Here is a 14,841-nt window from a genome sequence, read left to right on the forward strand (position 1 = left end):
CTCATGGTTGATGTCGTATCTCCCGCTGACCGCAGCCGGATGATGGCCGGCATCCAGGGCAAGAACACCAAGCCCGAGCTGATCATCCGCCGGATGCTCTTTGCCTCGGGCTACCGCTTTCGGCTTCATCGGCGCGACCTGCCTGGCGCTCCCGACATCGTGATGTCGGGACGCAAGGTGGCCGTGTTCGTCCACGGCTGCTTCTGGCACATGCATCAGGGATGCCGATTCGCCAGGATGCCGGCTACGCGGCCGGAGTTCTGGAAGGCCAAGCTTGAGGCGAATGTAGCGCGCGACCGCCGCGCGGTCGAGAATCTGCGAGCACTCGGCTGGCGGGTGATGTGCGTCTGGGAATGCTCGACGCGCGACACAGAAGCCGCCGCGGGCCTGCAAGCCGCCATGAGCTCGTGGATCGAGGGTGGCGAACCCTTCGGCGAAATCGGCGCGCCGACGCGAGGCTGAGCATGACCGAGTCAGCCGTCGAAGCGCTCAGAGCTCTGGCAGATGCCCACCTGTCGGCGATCCTGCAGCGGCTGCCGAGCGACCGCCTGGGCAGGTTCATCTTGTTCATCGAGGTTGTCCGCGCGATGGACTACTGGAGCATCACCGCCTATCCAGACAGCGTAAAAGACGCGAAAACCGGGCAGTCTCTGGACCTGATGTATTGGGGATGGAACAGGGCCGTCGCAGAGCTCTTCGAACCGCTGGATCAACCCGGCGCGTTCCCGATGATGGAGAGCACGCGCGAGTCTCGCGGCTTCGCCGCCGGCCTCATGCAAGAGTTCGGCAAGGTGTCGCTCGCGCGCCGCCTGGCCGACATGGGCGAGCGCGGCATCATGGAGATTGCCCGGGACAGCGAAGACTTCCGCATGCGCATGACCGAGGACGCGCGCGCGCAATTCGCCGACTTCGTAGAGTCTGACCGCCTCAAGACTTCCGAGGCCCGATTGCCATCGTCAAGCGCCGGCTGGACGATGGCCTCCATGCGAGATGCCATACGCTTCCCCGACATGCCAGGCAACTACGTGGCCTTGGTCAACGCGCCGGTGAGGCGTTGGCTCCGGCCCGACATCGAGGAGCTCATCAAGCCGCTCGTGAGGCCATGGGACACAGGCTATGGGGTGATGGTGGCCTATGACGCCCGCATCGAGGTAGACAAGCACTACATGGCCAAGGCTCTGGCTCTGGCGACGCCTTGGCGCGAGGACTCTGGCATCCATCCCGACGCAAAGCTGGGCTCCATCACCGGCGGCGACATTGCCGGCGTCGGCGCAGCGCTCATCAGCCTACACGCCAAGCACTTCGGCTACGTTTCGGTCGCCAAGAAGCTTTTCCCTCAAGTGTCCGTCGCGCAAAGCCTGACCATTTGGGGTACGAGGGATGCCCTCGAAGAGTCAATCTCTTTCATGAGCGGCAGGCCTGAGCAAGTGGTCCATGCCGCTTTCAATGCTTTGGCGATGACAGCGGAGCAAGCCAAGAAGCTTGCAGACCATTCGACGCCCTTGATCCCTTTGCTCTTTGATCTGGGCAATGGGTTCATCTTGCGGCCGGTGTCGTGCCTCACCCGAAACCCTTTCACTGCCGCCAAGACCCAGCATCACTGGCTGGACCCGCGGACAGAGCACGCCATCGCCGCCGACCGCGAGGAGTGGATGCGCGAGCATCTCTATGGGATGTTCGGCGGCAAGCGATACATCCGCTTCCCTGGGAACCTCAAACTCCGCCGCGGCGGCGCGGTCCTCACGGACATCGACGCGATCATCTACGACAAGCAAACCGGCGACGTGGGCCTTTTCCAGTTGAAGTGGCAGGACTATTCGACCAACGACGTGCGCCAGCTCCGCAGCAAAGCCGCCAATCTCTCTGCCGAGCTGGTGGACTGGTCGGGCAAGGTCAAGTCATGGCTTAATGAAAACGGCGTCTCGGCGCTCGACATGTCGCTGCGGTTGAAGCAAAAGCGAGGCGAGGCCGCCAGAAGCACGCTGCTCTTCGCCATTTCAAGGTCGTCGGTCCGCACGCAAGGCTACGGCGTCAAGACGGAAGCGCCCGGTCTGGCGATGGCGACGTGGCCGCAGTTTGTTCGCGCGCGTATGGAGATTGGCCCTTCCGCTTGGTCCATGCGCGATGTTCACGAGCGCCTCATCGAAGAACACGCGCGTGTTCCCAATGTCCAGCCGCTGCCGGCCGCTTTGAGCATGACGGGCTCGACGCTCCACATTCAAGATTTGTGGAATCGGACTGACGACGACGAGAGCTTGGGCGATGGCGGTGAAGGGTCCGTCCGCGCGCTATAACGGGCCAGTGGTCGAAGCTGAGACGGTGGCGCCAGACGTATGCCATTCGCACGACTTCTGCGACGCCAACATGGTCATCTACGCGGTCTTCCTTCGCCACGGGATGGGCCCAGCAAGCGAAGGCGGCATGAGTTGCACGGCGCGTGTGGAACCAAGCGTGGAACCTGGCCAAGTCGCGGGACTTTCGAGTCGAGTGCTGAGGCTGCGCTCGCCGCCTACTTGCGCGGCGACGACATGAAGGCGTAGATGATCTCAGCGATCTGCTTGGCCAGCAGTGGCGGGACCGCGTTGCCGATCTGCCCGTATTGCTCGGTGCGGTTTCCCTCGAAGAAGTAGTTGTCTGGAAAGGTCTGCAGGCGGGCTGCCTCGCGCGCCGTCAAGCTACGACATTGCGCAGGGTCCGGATGGATGTAGTAATGCCCATCCTTCTTGATGTGCGCCACTACCGTGGACGATGGAAACTTGCCCATCTGCACGCGAAAACGATCCTTGAATGGGATCGTCTCCTCGTCCACGTTCACATGGTCGGGAAGGAGATTTGGCGGAAAGTTGCGCAGGTCAGGAGGGTAGTTCTGCGTGGCTGCGAAACACGCTGCGAACAGGTAGCGGTGCAGGTCAGATCGCATATGGCTGCGTGTTTCGTGTTGCAGGACGCCTCCAAGCTTGTTATCCAGAAACCACTCCCGCAGCGGCCTGGGCATTGCCTCGCCTGGAGCCACATCCTTGGGGATGAAGCTCGCGCCGAAGGTTGTCTGCTTCTCAGCTTCCTTGATGAACTTTTCCATGGCCGCCTCGATATCGCTGCGTACTGGAATACGCCAGCCTTTGAGCGATGACGGCGCTTCCCGCAGGGCTCTTACCCAAGCCTCTTGCGAATCCGGCTCCCTGGACAGGCGACTGCGCAGAGGCGGTAAGCCAGCGAGTGCGGCGCTCACGCCCACCTTCTTCTCCACCTTCGTGAGCAGGAAGCGCTCGGGGCTCTCGGCCAGCGCTGGTGTTGCCTCGGCCACGTCGGAGCGGATACCGAAGAGGATGACACGGTGGCGGCTCTGCGGGATGCCGTAATCGTCAGCCTCGATCACATAGTCGTTGGGGTCGAGCTCCTCCCCTTCGGTCTTGTGGACCACGAGCGAGCGGACCTCGTAGCTGAGGTTCCCCCGCGGCGATTTGAGGTCGGCGAGGATTTTTTCGAAAATGCGCTTGCCCGAGTTCGTGGAGTTGAGCATTCCCTTGACGTTCTCCATTACGAAGACGGCGGGGGCGAACTCCTGGATGATCCGCAGATATTCGGTGTAGAGGAAGTGCTTGGCGTCGGCCTCGAACTTCTTCGGGTCCTTACGGCGCAGGCGCGACCGCCCCGCCATCGAGTACGCCTGGCACGGGGGGCCGCCAATAAGTACCCAGTCGGTCCGCGTACCCAGAACCTCTCGGATCCAGCCGTCCACCTCCTTGGCCGGCGTAACGCCGAGTTCCGCGCAGCGCGCCTCCCTGGCGGCGTGTTCGGCAGCATCCTTGATATCGGGGTGGTCAAGGAACGCCTCGCGGGTGATCTTGCCGCGAACGTAGTCGTAGTAGCAGTCGGGGACCTTGCCCTTGGGGAACTTGCGGAAGATTGCCCGCAGCAGCAGCGTCCGATGGGCGATCGGGTCCTTCTCCACGGATACCTTGACGGAGAAACGCCGCACGCCATTTTCGTCAAGGATGGACGAAAATCCTTCGCACAAGCCTCCTGGCCCGGCGAACAAATCGATCACCGGAATCTCACTATACCGCGACATCAGTTCCCTTTCTCGCTTCAATTGAAGTATCTGGAAAAGCACTCGGTGCCGCGAAAAAGAACGCCAGCACGAGGCCCGAATCCAACGTCAACTCACGCCATCTTCTTGCGAATAGGCACGACCTTCTCCCCGGAGTTCCGTAAACCATCCAGGTAATCAGCCCACGCCTGCATCATTTTCTTGCGCTCTGGAAGGTGTGCGGTGCGATTGTAGGCACGTCCCAGCGGATCGCGTACGGCATGCGCAAGCTGGTGCTCGATGTAGTCGGGGCGGAAGCCCAGCACCTCATCCAGGACGGTGCGCGCCATCGCGCGAAAGCCGTGACCGACGATGGTCTCGCCATCGAAGCCAAGGTTGCGCAAGGCAGCATTGATTGTGTTCTCGCTCATCGGCCTGTCAGAGCTGCGGACGCCAGGGAACACGTAGTCGCTGCGCTTGGTGAGCGGCCACAAATCCTGCAGCACGGTCACGACCTGGCTTGACAGTGGAACGATATGTGGCGTCTTGGTCTTGCTGGTGATGTAGCGCCACTCGGCGGCACCCAGGTCGATATCGGCCCACTTGGCATGCCGCAGCTCGCCGGGACGCACGAAGAGCATGGGAGCAAGTTTGAGGGCTGCCTGCGTCACCGCGGCGCCTTGGTAGGCCCACAGTGCGCGCAAAAGATGGCCAATCTGCTCGGGGTCCGTGAGACTGGCAAAGTGCCTGGTCTGGGGTTGCTCCAGGGCGCCGGCCAGGTTGTCGGCCGGGTTCCTTTCGGCGCGGCCCGTGGCGATGGCGTAGCGGAACACTCGGCCGGCATGGGCACGGGCCCGATGAGCAGTCTCAATGACACCGCGCTGCTCCAGCTTCCGCAGGGCAGCCAGCAGGATGGGGGCGCTCACTTCGGTGATGGGCATGTCGGTAATGGATGCCAGATCCTTCTCGATCAGCCGGCGCTCGCGCTTGACCGAGCCGGGACTCAGGCCTTCCTTTGCGCGCTTGGTCAGCAGCTCCAGTCCGATGGCGCCGAACGTGGTGTTCATGCGCTCGGCCTGGACGGCTCGCTCGACGCGCGCGACATGGGCCGGGTTGGCTCCACCCTTCAGCAGCACGCGCAGCTTGTCGCGCTCCGCGCGTGCCTGCATCAGTGACATGGCCGGGTATTCGTCGATGGTCACGATGCTTGGCTTGCCGGCATAGCGATAACGGTAGCGCCACGCCTTTGAGCCGGTGGGGCGCACCTCTATGCACAGGCCGTTCGAGTCGGCCACTCGAAAGGCGGTCTCCCGGGGTTTCAGCGCGCGAAGCTTGGCGTCCGTGAGCATGTGAGTCAGAAGTTTGTGAGTCGGAGCGACCCACTGCCGCTCTGCGACTCACAGCCTGACTCACTTTATTGCCGGATGCAACTGGACACCGCTGGACTTCAGCGGACTGTAAGTAGCTATTTACAGGTAATTTCCTGCGGGCCCTGGGGCGATCTGGACATCCTTGGACTTGTTTTTGGTGGGCCCACCAGGATTCGAACCTGGAACCAAAGGATTATGAGTCCTCTGCTCTAACCGTTGAGCTATAGGCCCGGAAGCGTCCGGAGCGGGCGGGCGATGCGTCGGCCGCCGGCTTGGCGCCTCTGGCGTGCATGCAGAGGAAGGCGCCGAGACGGGCGTGAGTTTACCGGTCGGGGCGGTGGGCTGTCTGCCCGGGGCGGTAGACGGGGCCGAGAATTGCGCTCGGCCTGTGGCCTCAGCGCGTTAGGCGGCAAGGATTGCACCTGATCGGTGCGCATCCTTGGCATCCTCATGGGGTTGCGGCTCAGGTGCTGACAGTGGGTCGGGAAAGCGTCGGGACTGAAGTCCCTCCCACAACAGCCGGCTTCTCTCCGAAAAGCCGGCTGTTTCCGCCCACTCGCCGCGGCCCCTTCTGCTTTCTCGCCCTATTCCTCCACTCCCAGCACCAGCACCGCCAGCGGCGGAATGGTCAGCACCAGCGACGCCGGATGCCCATGCGCACCGACGTTCTCGGCCCGCACGCTGCCGCCGTTGCCGATGTTGCTGCCGCCGTAGATTTCGCTGTCGGAGTTCAACAGCTCGCGCCAGCGGCCGCCGCGGGGGACGCCGATGCGGTAACCGTGATGCACCTGCGGGGTGAGGTTGGCCACCACCAGCAGCGGGGTGTCGCCGCTGCGGGCCTTGCGCAGGTAGGCGAACAGGCTGTTGCCGGCGTCGTCGCCGATGACCCAGGCGAAACCTTCCGGTTCGTCGTCGCGGGCATGCAGTGCGGGGTGCTCGGCGTAGAGGCGGTTGAGGTCGCGGACCAGGCGCTGGATGCCGCGGTGGTTGGGTTGGTCGAGCAGGTGCCAGGGCAGCGCGGCGTCGTGGTTCCACTCGGTGGGCTGGGCGATTTCGCAACCCATGAACAGCAGTTTGCGCCCGGGGTGGGTGTACATGTAGCCGAGGTAGGCGCGCAGGTTGGCGAAGCGCTGCCAGTCGTCGCCGGGCATGCGCCCAAGCAGGGAGCGCTTGCCGTGCACCACTTCGTCGTGGGAGATGGGCAACATGAAACGCTCGGAATACGCGTAGACCATGCTGAAGGTCATCTCGCCGTGGTGGTAGCGGCGGTAGATCGGGTCCAGTTCGATGTAGTGCAGGCTGTCGTGCATCCAGCCCATGTTCCACTTGTAGTCGAAGCCCAGGCCACCGTGGGCGAGGTCGGCGGTGACGCCGGGCCAGGCGGTGGATTCTTCGGCGATGGTCATGGCACCGGGTGCCTGCTCGGCCACCACCTGGTTGAGCCGACGCAGGAAGGCGATACTTTCGTAGTTCTCGCGGCCGCCGTGGATGTTGGGCACCCACTCGCCGGCGTTGCGGCTGTAGTCGCGGTAGAGCATGGAGGCGACCGCGTCCACGCGCAGGCCGTCGACGTGGTAACGCTGCAGGAACTCCAACGCGCTGGCGATCAGGAAGCCGGAGACTTCGCGGCGGCCGTGGTTGTAGATGAGGGTGTTCCAGTCGCGGTGGAAACCTTCGCGCGGGTCGGCGTGTTCGTACAGGGCGGTGCCGTCGAAGTGGGCCAGGCCGTGCGCGTCAGTGGGGAAATGCGCCGGCACCCAGTCGACGATGACGCCGATGTCCTCGCGGTGGCAGCGATCGACGAAGCGGGCGAAGCCCTCCGGGCTGCCGAAGCGCGCGGTGGGCGCGAACAGGCCCAGCGGCTGGTAGCCCCAGGAGCCACCGAACGGATGCTCGGTGACCGGCAGCAGTTCGATGTGGGTGAAGCCCATGTCGGCCACGTAGGGAATCAGCCGCTCGGCCAGTGCGTCCCAGTCGAGCATGCTGCCGTCGGTGGCGTGCATCCACGAGCCGGCGTGCACTTCGTACACGCTGATCGGCGCCTGCGGGGCGTGGCGGCGCGCGCGGGTGGCCATCCAGGCGTCGTCGCGCCACTGGAACGGCGCGGGGTCGGCGACGATGGAGGCGGTGCCGGGCGCCAGTTCGGCCTGGCGCGCGACCGGGTCGGCCTTGGCCGGCAGTTCTTCGCCGCGCGGGCCGCGCAGGGCGAACTTGTAGCGCGCGCCGGGGCCGACGCCGGGCACGAACAGCTCCCACACGCCGGCCTGGTGGCGCAGGCGCATCGGGTGGCGGCGCGCGTCCCAGCTGTTGAAGTCGCCGATCACCGCCACGCGCGAGGCGTTCGGCGCCCACACCGCGAAGCGGGTGCCGCGTTCGCCGTCGACCTCGACCACGTTGGCGCCCAGCGCATCGGCAAGGTGCAGGTGATGGCCTTCGGCGATCAGGTGCAGGTCGAAGTCGCTGAGCTGCGGGCCGAAGGCGTAGGCGTCGGCGGTGTCCTGCTCGCCGCCGGGCCAGCGGATGCGCAGGCGGTAGCGGCCTTCGTGCGGCAGCTCGGCGTGGAAGAAGCCCTCCGGCCCGTGCTGCAGCGGCACTTCGCTGCCGTCCTCCAGCACCGCCACCACCGCATCGGCGCCCGGCTGGTAGCTGCGCAGCACCCGCGCGTTGCCGAGGCGATGCACACCCAGCACGGCGAACGGGTCGCCATGGCGCGCGGTGGCGAAGGCACGTTGCGTCGCGTCGTCCCAGACGTGGACGGCATCACTCATCGAATCGACTCCTGGGGCGCGGGAAAGCGGTCGAGTATGCGAAACAGTCCCTGTATGGGCACCATGATCCATGCCGGGCGGTTGGCGGCCTCGTAGCGAATTTCATAACAGGCCTTCTCGATCTGGAACAGCAAGGTGGTGGCCTCGAATGCGGCCGGCGCCACCCACGGATGCGGGCTGGCATCGAGCACGGCGCGGTAGGCGGTCAGGAAGGCGGCGCTGGCGCGGCTGCGGAACGCGGCCAGGAACGCCTCCTGCGCAGTATCCAGGCCGACGCCCACACGCGCGGCGGTGCCCTCCTCGCCGCGTGCGGAGACTTCGCTGGCGTAGTCGAGCGAGCGCAGGAAGCCGGCCACGTCGTGCAGCGGGCTGGCCTTGGCGCGGCGTTCGTCCAGCGACTTGGCCGGCTCGCCTTCGAAGTCGATCAGCACCACGTCGTCGAACGCGACCAGGATCTGGCCGAGATGGAAATCGCCGTGCACGCGGGTCAGCAGTGCGCCGGACAGCAGCGCAGGCGCCTGCTGCAACCAGGCATCCAGGTGCGCGCGTTCGGCCAGCAGGCTGTCGACCGCGGCGTGTTCGGCCGGGTCGTCGTTGGCATCGCGGTGCGCCAGCAACGTGTCCCACATGGCCTGCACTTCGTGCACCACGCCATTCACCACCTGCTGTGCGGCGGTCGCATCCACGCTCTGCGGCACGAAGGCCGGTGCATCGGTGGGCTGCGCCAGCAAGGCATGCAGTTCCGCCAGGCGCCGTCCCACGATCGCCGCAAAGGCGTCGTAGCTCGCCACGATCTCCAGCCGCGCGGCATCGTCCTGTGCCGCGTCGTATTCCTCGGCGCTACGCGACAGGTGATCCAGGGTCCAGCGCCACGCATCGCCCTGGTTGCGCACGAAGCCCTGCAGCAGGGCCAGCGTGGTCTCGCTGCCGTCGGCCTCGACGCGGGCGACGTGGCCCAGCAGCGGCGCCGCGTTGGCGTAGCCCAGCGCGGTGAGGCGCTCGCCGATCTCGATCTCCGGGTTGATGCCGGCCGACACGCGGCGCAGCAGCTTGAACACCGCCGCGTCGCCGACGATCAGCGAACTGTTGCTCTGCTCGGCAGACAGCCAGCGGATCTCCGGGTCGGCAGGGATGTTCACGCGCTGCAATGCGGGCGTCGGGCAGAAGCGGATGCGCTCGGCGCCGGCTTCATTGCCTGCCTCGCCATCCACGCGCAGTTCCGCATTGTCGCGCAGCGCGGCGAGCATGCTCAGGGTGAAGGGCTTCAGCGCGAAGGCATCGGTCAGGTAGCCGACCTCGCGGCCGTGGCGCACGCGTGCCAGCGCCAGTTGCTCGGCCAGCACGCTCGGCTGCTCGCGCTCCCAGACGATGCCCAACGGCAGGATGTAGCGCTCGTGCGCGCCGTCGTCCAGCTCAGCTTCGATCTCCAGCAGGGTCAGGCCGTCGCCGCCGGACAGCGGCGTGCGCCGTGCGATGCGCACGCTGCGCAGCGCGCGGTCCTTGGCCGCGAACCAACGCCGGGTGGTGAGCCACGCCGGCAGGATGTCGCGCTCCAGCGTCGGCAGATGCGACTGCAGGCCGGCGCTGTCCACGGTGCTGCGCAGTACCAGGGTCTGGTAATCGGGCAGCGGCACCGGCGCCGGCACGTGCCAGTCCGGCAGGGTCGCGTTGCCGACCAACTGGAAGGCATAGAACCCGAACGCCGGCACGGTGAGCAGATAGGTCAGGCGCCCGATCGGCGGGAAGCTGCCGCCGCCGAGGATGTCCACCGGCACCCGGCCCTCGAACTCGGACAGGTCCAGTTCCACCGCCTGCAGCGTGTGCGAGAGGTTGGCCACGCACAGCACCGTCTCGTCCTCGTGGCAGCGCAGGTAGGCGAGCAGGCGGCGATTGCCGGGATACAAAAAGCGCAGCGTGCCGCGGCCGAATGCGCGGTAGCGCTTGCGCACCGACAGGATGCGCCGGGTCCAGGTCAGCAGCGAATACTGGTCGCGTTGCTGCGCCTCCACGTTCACCGCCTGGAAGCCGTACAGCGGATCCATGATCGGCGGCAGCACCAGCGCCGCGGGATCGGCGCGCGAGAAACCGCCATTGCGGTCGATCGACCATTGCATCGGCGTGCGCACGCCGTCGCGGTCACCGAGGTGGATGTTGTCGCCCATGCCGATCTCGTCGCCGTAGTACAGCACCGGCGTGCCGGGCATGCTCAGCAGCAGCGAGGTCATCAGCTCGATGCGGCGGCGGTCGCGCTCCAGCAGCGGCGCCAGGCGCCGGCGGATGCCGAGGTTGATGCGCGCGCGGCGGTCGGCGGCATAGGTCTGCCACAGGTAGTCGCGCTCGGAGTCGGTGACCATCTCCAGAGTCAACTCGTCGTGGTTGCGCAGGAAGATCGCCCACTGGCAGCTCTCCGGAATCTCCGGGGTCTGGCGCATGATGTCGGTGATCGGGAAGCGGTCCTCGCGCGCGATCGCCATGTACATGCGCGGCATCAGCGGGAAGTGGAACGCCATGTGGCACTCGTCGGCGTTCTCGCCGAAGTACTGTTGGGTGTCCTCCGGCCACATGTTGGCCTCGGCCAGCAGCATGCGGTCGGGGTATTCGGCATCGAGCGTGGCGCGGATGCGGCGCAGGATGGCGTGGGTCTCGGGCAGGTTCTCGTTGGAGGTGCCATCGCGCTCGATCAGGTACGGCACCGCGTCCAGGCGCAGCCCGTCCACGCCCAGGTCCAGCCAGAAACGCATCACTTCCAGCACGGCTTCCAACACGGCCGGGTTATCGAAGTTCAGGTCCGGCTGGTGCGAGTAGAAGCGGTGCCAGAAGTATTGGCCGGCTTCCGGGTCCCAGGTCCAGTTGGACTTCTCGGTGTCGCAGAAGATGATGCGGGTGCCGGCGTAGTCCTGGTCGCTGTCGGACCACACGTAGAACGCGCGCTCCGGCGAGCCGGCCGGGGCCATGCGCGCACGCTGGAACCAGGGATGCTGGTCGGAAGTGTGGTTGATCACCAGTTCGGTGACGATGCGGATGCCGCGCGCGTGCGCCTGCTCCACGAAGCGCTGGAAGTCGGCGATGCTGCCGTAGTCCGGATGCACCGCCATGTACTCGGCGATGTCGTAGCCGTCGTCGCGGCGCGGGCTGGGGTAGAACGGCAGCAGCCAGATCGTGTCCACGCCCAGGTCGGCGATGTAGTCGAGCTTGGAGATCAGCCCGGGAAAGTCGCCGATGCCGTCGTCGTTGGAGTCGAAGAACGACTTGACGTGCACCTGGTAGATGATCGCGTCCTTGTACCAGCGCGCATCGCCGGCCGGTGCGCGCGGCTCGAGTTGGGGAGACGACGGCGCGGCGACATTCATGCAGGAACTCCGGCGCGGATGCGCCACAGGGAGAACGGCCGCGACGGATCGAGGCGGATGTGTTGGGTCTTGCCGTACCAGGTGAAGTCGTGGCCGTCCCACAGGTCTCGCACGGCGACGCTGGCGTGGTCGGGCAGGCCCAGCTCCCACAGCGGCACTTCGATCTGCGCGTTCTGCGCCGCATGCGGATCCAGGCTCACCGCCACCAGCACCAGGCTGCGCCCGCGCGCCAGATGCGCTTCATCGAGGAACTTGCCGAAGTACAGCACCTGCTCGTTGTGCGCGACGTAGAAGCGCGTGCCCAGGTGCGACTGCAGCTCCGGATGCTGGCGGCGCAGCAGGTTGAGGCGGGTGATCTCCTCGACGATGTCGCCCGGCGCGCGCTCGGGCCACACGCGCAACTGGTATTTCTCCGAGTCGAGGTATTCCTCCTTGCCCGGCAGCGGCGTGGCCTCGCACAGCTCGAAGCCCTGGTACATGCCCCACAGCCCGGACAGCGTGGTCGCCAGCGCGGCGCGGATCAGGTGCCCGCTGCGCCCGCTGTGCTGCAGGAACAGCGGATTGATGTCGGGCGTGTTGACGAAGAAGTGCGGACGGAAGCACTCGCTGGGCGCGCCGCTGTTGAGTTCCTCGATGTAGGCCTGCAGTTCGGCCTTGTGCTGGCGCCAGGTGAAGTAGGTGTAGGACTGCGAGAAGCCGACCTTTGCCAGCCGGTACATCGGCTTGGGCCGGGTGAAGGCCTCGGACAGGAACACCACCTGCGGATGGCGCCCGCGCACCTCGGCGATCAACCATTCCCAGAACGGGAACGGCTTGGTGTGCGGGTTGTCGACGCGGAACAGAGTGACGCCTTCGTTGACCCAGAACAGCACCGCATCGCGCAGCGCGTTCCACAGCGCCGGCACCGCGCCGCTGGCGTAGAAGTCGACGTTGACGATGTCCTGGTACTTCTTCGGCGGGTTCTCCGCGTACGGGATGGAGCCGTCGGCGCGCCAGGTGAACCAGTCCGGGTGATCGCGCAGCCACGGATGGTCTGGGGCGCACTGGATGGCGAAGTCCAGCGCCAGCTCCAGGCCGTGCGCGGCCGCGGCCGCGCGCAGGCGGCGGAAGCCCTCGAGCCCGCCCAACTCGGGATGCACCTCGGTATGCCCGCCCTCGGCCGAACCGATCGCATACGGGCTGCCGGGTTCGCCCGGCTCGGCGGTCACCGCGTTGTTGCGGCCCTTGCGGTTCTTCTCGCCGATGGGATGGATCGGCGGCATGTACAGCACGTCGAAGCCCATCGCCTGGATGTGCGGCAGCCGCGCGATCACGTCGTCGAAGGTGCCGTGGCGCTGCGGATCGCCGCTCTGAGAGCGCGGGAACAGTTCGTACCAACTGGCGAAGTGCGCGGCGCGGCGTTCGGCCTCGACCCGGAAGGTCATCGGGTATTCGGTGCGGAACGGCTTGGCGTCGGCGCGCGCCATCGCCTCGGCGGTCTCGGGCTCGAGCAGCAGCTGCGCCTTCTCGGCCAGGACATCGGTGCGGGCGATGCGGGTAGCGATGGCCTTCAGCCGCGTGGCCAGCGCGCCGCGGCTGCGCCCGCGCGCCGCCTCGACCTGGACCAGCGCCTCCTGCACGTCCACCGGCAGCAGCGTGCCGGCGGCGCGCTTCTTTTCCAGGTCGGCATGGGTGGTGGCGTACACATCGCGCCAGGCCTCGATGCGGAATTCGTAGCGGCCCAGGCGCTGCAGCGGGAACTCGCCGCGCCAGCGGTCGTTGCCGAGCGCGCGCATCGGCGTGCTGGACCAGGTGCGCGCATCGGCGGCGCGCCACAGCAACGCCACCGCGATGCGGTCATGACCGTCGCAGAAGGCATCGGCTTCCACGCACACGCGGTCGCCGACGGTGCGCTTGACCGGGAAGCGCCCGTCGTCGACCGACGGCGTCACCGCCTCGATGCACACCCGCGCCTCGCCGGCGGCGACCTCGGCCGGTGTGCGTGCGCGCGCGGCGGTCAGCACCGGGCGCGCCGGCAGGCTGCGGTAGATGCGCACCTCGCCCGCTTCCAGGGTGCCGCCCTGCTCGCCCTGGATCGGCTCGCCATGGTCGCTGAGCAGGCCCTCGCTGTCGCCGAGCAGGCGCAGCAGCGCCGGCCCCGGTACCGGCAGCAAGTGGTCGCGGTCGCTGTTGAGCAGCACCAGCCATGGCGCGGCGTCCAGCGGTTCCACCGCCACCGCGGTGAGCGCGCCGTCGCGCAGCAGCGGGCGCAGACGCAGCGATGCGACCGGCGTGGACGCATCGCTCTCGGTGGATCCGTGCTGCGCAGGCGCGGTCTGCCCGTGTTCCGTCGATGTGTCCTGCGCGGCGATCGCCCAGGTCCCACCGAAGGCGGCGGCCAGGCGCTGCCGCTGCGCGCGCGGCAAGGGCAGTGGCGTATCCGAAGCCGTCTCGGCGTCGACGGTAGCGACCACGCGGCGGGCCAGCGCACGCAGTGCGCTGTCTTCATCGAAGAACCAGTCGCCGCGGCCGTCCCACCAGGCCAGGGAGGAGAACGCGGCATCGAAGCCGGCGCCAGCCAGGCCGCGCAAGGCGTCCAGCCCCAAGCCGGGCGTCCAGGCCAGCAGCCGCGCCTGCGGCGCCTGTGCGTGGACCCCGTCGATCAGCGTGCGCCACAACGGCGCCGGAATGCGCTCTGGCTGCAGCACGCGGAAGCCGGCCACGCCGCTGCGCAGCCAGTCGACCAGGCGCGCGCTCCACCACTGCGCCAGTCCCGCCCCTTCTTCCGCAGAGGCGAAGCGGCCCACCGCAATATCCGGCGCGGCACGTTCGGCGCGCGGATCCGGCAGCGCCGAGCTGCGCGCGCGGAACCAGTGTGGGTGTTCCTGCAGCAGGCGGCTGCCGCCGCCGATCTCGTCGATGCGCAGATCCAGCAGCACGCGCAGCCCGTGCTGCTCGGCGCGCTGCAGCCAGTGGCGCAACTGTGTCTGGCCCGCCGCGTCGTCGGCTGTGGGGTCGTGAAGACGGCCCTGTGCATCCTGCGCGAACGGATTGGGCAAGACGATGTGATCGCAGCCCTGTGCCTGCGCCGCCGCCATGGCCGCGTCCAGCGCGGCCGCATCGTGAGGAGGAAAGAGGGACAGCAGGCAGACATGCATTCGGAAGATCCCGTTCGACGAATGAGAAGGACACGTCGCCTCTGCGCGCCGTTGCCGGCAGCGCCGATCGCGCCGTCGCATGGCAACGGCATCGGAATGGGACAGGCCTGCACGCGGTCGCGCTTGCAGTCATCGCGACGGTGCCGGCGCACCCGGTCCGCGCGATGCGATGCAGCCGCGCTACAA

Annotated in this window: 7 protein-coding genes and 1 tRNA gene; 2 read left to right on the forward strand and 6 right to left on the reverse strand. The window is 66.9% G+C overall.

Annotated features, from left to right (window positions below):
- Positions 1-3: 3 nt before the first annotated feature.
- Complete coding sequence (locus tag AC1G9L_RS18345; RefSeq protein WP_019800654.1) at positions 4-462, forward strand: DNA mismatch endonuclease Vsr; 459 nt, start codon at positions 4-6, stop codon at positions 460-462.
- A 2-nt stretch (positions 463-464) separates the two neighbouring features.
- Positions 465-2,294: a hypothetical protein gene (locus tag AC1G9L_RS18350; protein WP_019800655.1), complete on the forward strand. Its 1,830-nt coding sequence runs from the start codon at positions 465-467 to the stop codon at positions 2,292-2,294.
- A gap of 215 nt (positions 2,295-2,509) precedes the next feature.
- Here AC1G9L_RS18350 and AC1G9L_RS18355 read toward each other — a convergent pair whose 3' ends face one another.
- From AC1G9L_RS18355 to AC1G9L_RS18380, 6 genes are all read right to left on the reverse strand, one after another.
- Positions 2,510-4,048: a DNA cytosine methyltransferase gene (locus tag AC1G9L_RS18355; RefSeq protein WP_481069658.1), complete on the reverse strand. Its 1,539-nt coding sequence runs from the start codon at positions 4,046-4,048 to the stop codon at positions 2,510-2,512.
- A gap of 116 nt (positions 4,049-4,164) precedes the next feature.
- On the reverse strand, positions 4,165-5,379 hold the full coding sequence (locus tag AC1G9L_RS18360) for a tyrosine-type recombinase/integrase (protein ID WP_481069659.1): 1,215 nt from the start codon (positions 5,377-5,379) through the stop codon (positions 4,165-4,167).
- 176 nt (positions 5,380-5,555) lie between these two features.
- Positions 5,556-5,631: transfer RNA gene (locus tag AC1G9L_RS18365), tRNA-Ile, on the reverse strand.
- 353 nt (positions 5,632-5,984) lie between these two features.
- On the reverse strand, positions 5,985-8,168 hold the full coding sequence (glgB, locus tag AC1G9L_RS18370; protein WP_481069660.1) for a 1,4-alpha-glucan branching protein GlgB: 2,184 nt from the start codon (positions 8,166-8,168) through the stop codon (positions 5,985-5,987).
- Complete coding sequence (gene treS / locus AC1G9L_RS18375; RefSeq protein WP_019799057.1) at positions 8,165-11,518, reverse strand: maltose alpha-D-glucosyltransferase; 3,354 nt, start codon at positions 11,516-11,518, stop codon at positions 8,165-8,167. Before treS ends, glgB begins: the two co-directional genes overlap by 4 nt.
- Complete coding sequence (locus tag AC1G9L_RS18380) at positions 11,515-14,655, reverse strand: maltotransferase domain-containing protein (RefSeq protein WP_481069661.1); 3,141 nt, start codon at positions 14,653-14,655, stop codon at positions 11,515-11,517. Before AC1G9L_RS18380 ends, treS begins: the two co-directional genes overlap by 4 nt.
- Positions 14,656-14,841: the final 186 nt, after the last annotated feature.

Source organism: Xanthomonas sp. NCPPB 1132 (genome assembly GCF_056629235.1).

Coding starts and splice junctions, on each gene's coding strand:
- AC1G9L_RS18350 (WP_019800655.1), top strand. CDS start 465: ATGACCGAGTCAGCCGTCGAAGCGCTCAGAGCTCTGGCAGATGCCCAC.
- AC1G9L_RS18345 (WP_019800654.1), top strand. CDS start 4: ATGGTTGATGTCGTATCTCCCGCTGACCGCAGCCGGATGATGGCCGGC.
- AC1G9L_RS18360 (WP_481069659.1), bottom strand. CDS start 5,379: ATGCTCACGGACGCCAAGCTTCGCGCGCTGAAACCCCGGGAGACCGCC.
- glgB (WP_481069660.1), bottom strand. CDS start 8,168: ATGAGTGATGCCGTCCACGTCTGGGACGACGCGACGCAACGTGCCTTC.
- treS (WP_019799057.1), bottom strand. CDS start 11,518: ATGAATGTCGCCGCGCCGTCGTCTCCCCAACTCGAGCCGCGCGCACCG.
- AC1G9L_RS18380 (WP_481069661.1), bottom strand. CDS start 14,655: ATGCATGTCTGCCTGCTGTCCCTCTTTCCTCCTCACGATGCGGCCGCG.